3 protein-coding genes are annotated in these 2,789 nt (G+C 37.8%); 2 read left to right on the forward strand and 1 reads right to left on the reverse strand.

The window, feature by feature from the left end:
• The first annotated feature begins 332 nt into the window (after positions 1 to 332).
• Positions 333 to 578, forward strand: coding sequence for a type II toxin-antitoxin system ParD family antitoxin (locus VB797_RS25135; RefSeq protein WP_323240483.1), 246 nt, complete (start codon positions 333 to 335; stop codon positions 576 to 578).
• Between the two features lie 42 nt (positions 579 to 620).
• On the opposite strand, the gene cobW is transcribed toward VB797_RS25135, so the two are convergent.
• Positions 621 to 1,673, reverse strand: coding sequence for a cobalamin biosynthesis protein CobW (gene cobW / locus VB797_RS25140; protein WP_323240484.1), 1,053 nt, complete (start codon positions 1,671 to 1,673; stop codon positions 621 to 623).
• 534 nt (positions 1,674 to 2,207) lie between these two features.
• Between cobW and hxpB the strand changes: the two genes are divergently transcribed.
• A partial coding sequence (gene hxpB / locus VB797_RS25145; protein ID WP_323240485.1) for a hexitol phosphatase HxpB occupies positions 2,208 to 2,789 on the forward strand: 582 nt, incomplete at its 3' end.

Raw genomic sequence — 2,789 nt, forward strand, 5'->3', positions numbered from 1 at the left:
TTACAGCAGAAACTGAAGCTCAAGCAGAAGAAGTTCCAGTAGAAACTGAACAAAATGAAGCTCAAGAGGAAGTCGCAGCGGCTGTCGAAGAATAATGGTATCGTTATAGACATTTGTAACGATTTAAAGTTGAGTAAATCTTTAAAGAGGGGAAACCCTCTTTTTTTTAATTTTGGATTACACTGCGGGAAGACGCTTCCGCGTCAATAGATTTTAGATTTTGGATTATATACATATAAACCTGCTGTAAAATATATTTGGCAAAGATTGGCAAAAAATGTCAAAATTGTATTATTACAATATTGCTATTACCTTTTCTTCCTATGAGTACAATGAATATTTCTTTACCCGATCCAATGCGGGTATTTGTAGAAGAACAAGTTAAACAAAAAGGTTATAGTACAGTAAGTGAATATGTTCGCCATTTGATTCGTCAAGAGCAAGAAAATCTTGAAAACAAGCGTTTAGAAACTCTCCTGCTTGAAGGTTTAGACAGTGGTGAAAAAATCGAAATTAGCGATGAATGGTGGGAAAATAAAAAGGAGGAGTTAGTTCAAGGTTTGCGTCGGCAAAAATAATGACCTCACCGACGCTTCCGAGTGATGATAATTTATCGTTGATTAATTCAAAGCTACCAATTGCGATTCGATATTAGCAGAATTCAAATCCCGACCGATAAAAACCAAACGAGTAAGTCTAGCTTCTTCAGGTTTCCAAGGACGATCGTAAAATTGTTCAAAGCGATTTCCTACACCTTGCATTACCAAACGCATCGATTTATCGGGAACTGCAACAAAGCCCTTAACGCGAAAAATTTCTTGCTGTTGTACTAAAGTTTGTAACTGCTGTTTCAACTTTTCCGGGTTAAAACTACGGTTTAAAATTACGTGATGAGAAGTAATTTCATCATCGTGTTCGTGTTCTTCCTCGGTGTCGTGATGGGAAGGACGTTGATCTAAATTATCTTCAACAGCGGCTTGTAAACCCAATAATATAGATGGGTCAATTTCACTGCGATCGCATTCAATTATCTTTACTATCCGAGGTAATTCCTGCTTAACTAAATTCTTCACTTTAACTAAAGTTGCTTCATCCACCAAATCAGTTTTATTTAATACCACTAAATCTGCACAAGCAAGCTGGTCTTCAAACAGTTCTTGCAAAGGTGTTTCATGCTCTAAACTATCATCTGCTTGCCGTTGCGCCTCTACCGCTTCTAAATCTCCAGCAAAAGTTCCAGCAGCAACCGCTTCACTATCCACAACGGTAATTACGGAATCGACTGTAGCAGCATTGCGAATTTCTTGCCAGCGAAAAGCTTTTACTAACGGCTTTGGTAAAGCTAAACCAGAAGTTTCGATCAAAATGCAGTCGATGCTGTCTCGTCGTTTAATTAACTGCTGCATCGTCGGTAAAAACTCTTCCTGAACCGTACAGCAAAGACAACCGTTAGTTAACTCATAGATATTATTGCCAATATTATCGCTGTCTTCCTCTTCCGGGCAAACTTGACACGATTGTAATAATTCCCCGTCAATACCGAGTTCGCCAAATTCATTGACTATAACAGCGATGCGTCTTCCTTGATTATTTTGTAGTAAATTACGAATTAAAGTAGTTTTACCACTACCTAAAAAGCCTGTGATCACGGTAACGGGAATTTTTGCAGCCATGTGTATAAAAAGCTTTGTGTATCGGTGTTTGGAGCGTTTGCATTGAAAATCAGCTTTGTTATTTTACGATGAAAGGGTATGTGGAATAGCAAAACACTTTAAAAGATGCCGAAACGCATTATCAGCGAAATTTCCGACAACAAGAAGCGATGCTTCCCAGCTATCGGGAAAAATGGCGTTTGATAAGTTATTTAATATTGTTTTGATTTGTTCTTGATTTTCTATATTAACAAAATTCATCATTATCACATTCCTGGTGGTGCGTGACGCTCAAACATAATTAATCGTTTACCTTAAAATTCAGCTTTTACGTCACACACTAGGGTGTTGACTTTGATAGAATTTACCCGTTTTCGGCTCATGCATTAACTGGTTCCCAGCCTCCGGCTGGGAACCCATGACAGTCGGCTCTGCCGACCGTCAAAAGCCAACACAAAAACTGTATGAACTTTTAGCCCAAAAAAACCACAGAGTCAACAGCCTAGTCACACACCCTACAATTTAACCATTCCCAATTCCCAATTCCCAATTTTTATGATTGAAGCAGTAATTTTCGATATGGATGGTTTGTTGATTGATTCCGAACCATTATGGCAACAGGCAGAAATAGCTATATTTAAACAGGTAGATATAATTCTCATTCCTTCTATGTGCCTGCAAACCAAAGGACTGAGAATTGATGAAGTTGTAGAATACTGGTACAAAAAATATCCTTGGGATAATTTATCTAAGTTGGAAGTTGAAGAGGCAATAGTTGATAAATTAATTGAGCTAATTTGTACTGAGGGTAAGGCTTTGGCTGGTGTTAATGATGCGATCAATTATATCAAAACTAAAGATGTAAAAATAGCTTTGGCTTCTTCTTCATCATATAAAATTATCAATGCTGCCCTAAAAAAACTAAATCTAACTGATACCTTTGAAATAATTTATTCGGCTGAATCTGAGGCTTTAGGAAAACCTCATCCCGGTGTTTATCTGACTACTGCGAATAAACTGGGTGTATCTCCGCAAAATTGCTTGGCTTTAGAAGATTCCCTCAACGGAGTTTTAGCCGCGAAATCCGCTCAAATGAAATGTATCGCTATCCCTGAAACGTCAGATCATAACCCAAAA

Source organism: Rivularia sp. UHCC 0363 (genome assembly GCF_034931125.1).
Classification (GTDB): domain Bacteria; phylum Cyanobacteriota; class Cyanobacteriia; order Cyanobacteriales; family Nostocaceae; genus Rivularia.